Origin of the sequence: Bradyrhizobium sp. CCBAU 11361 (assembly GCF_028128935.1) — a bacterium.
Taxonomy (GTDB): domain Bacteria; phylum Pseudomonadota; class Alphaproteobacteria; order Rhizobiales; family Xanthobacteraceae; genus Bradyrhizobium; species Bradyrhizobium niftali.
Genome location: NZ_LBJZ01000074.1, coordinates 1 through 754 on the forward strand (window position 1 = coordinate 1; position 754 = coordinate 754).

The 754-nt window shown below is 60.2% G+C and carries 1 protein-coding gene; it reads right to left on the bottom strand.

Annotation, left to right across the window (positions count from 1 at the left end):
* Nucleotides 1–283 precede the first annotated feature (283 nt).
* Nucleotides 284–754: transposase (locus XI08_RS09900; RefSeq protein WP_271574271.1), on the bottom strand; the 471-nt coding region annotated here is incomplete at its 5' end.

The window sequence follows — 754 nt, forward strand, 5'->3', positions numbered from 1 at the left end:
TCATATGTGGACGGCCCCCGACTTGCAAGGATTGGCTTTGGCAGCATGCTCGGATCGCTTGCGCTCATATGTCCGGCCTGTTTCGGGTCTTGCGACCACCGGCCAAGATGGGCTTCGCGGACAGTGAGATCCAAACACGAGAGCGGCATTTTCTGCCGGTAAACCGAGCGGAGCATTTCACTGACCGGCTTGCGCCGAACGTACCACCTCTTCCTGTCCTGCAAGTTCCGCCCCCAGCGTCAAACCTGCCGGTCTGGCGCCAAGCTCTGGATTTCGTTCAAGTCTATGTCGGCATCGGCGTCACGCTGCTTGCAGGTCGGTACCGCTCGCCGCTGACCATCAGTTTCCAGGCGATCCGCGCCAGCTTGTTCGCCAACGCTATCGCCACCAGCTTCGGCGGCTTGCGTGCGATCATGTCTTTCAGCCACGGCCAGGAGCGGTTCTCGCGTCGGCGTATATCGGCGATCACAGCTGTCGCGCCAGCCACCAAAACGGTTCGCAACATACCGTCCCCGGCACGGGTGATCACGCCGAGCCGGTTCTTTCCGGCCGTAGAGTGATTCTTTGGTGTCAGGCCAAGCCAGGCGGCAAAGTTTCTTGCCGACTTGAACCCGCGCGCATCCACGACCTTGATCGATAGCAGCGTCGCACCGATCGGACCAACGCCCGGAATAGTCGCCAGTCGTCGGCTCATCTCGTTACTCCGGTGGAGTTGCATGAGCTTCTTATCCAGCTTGGCGATCTGGTCATCGAT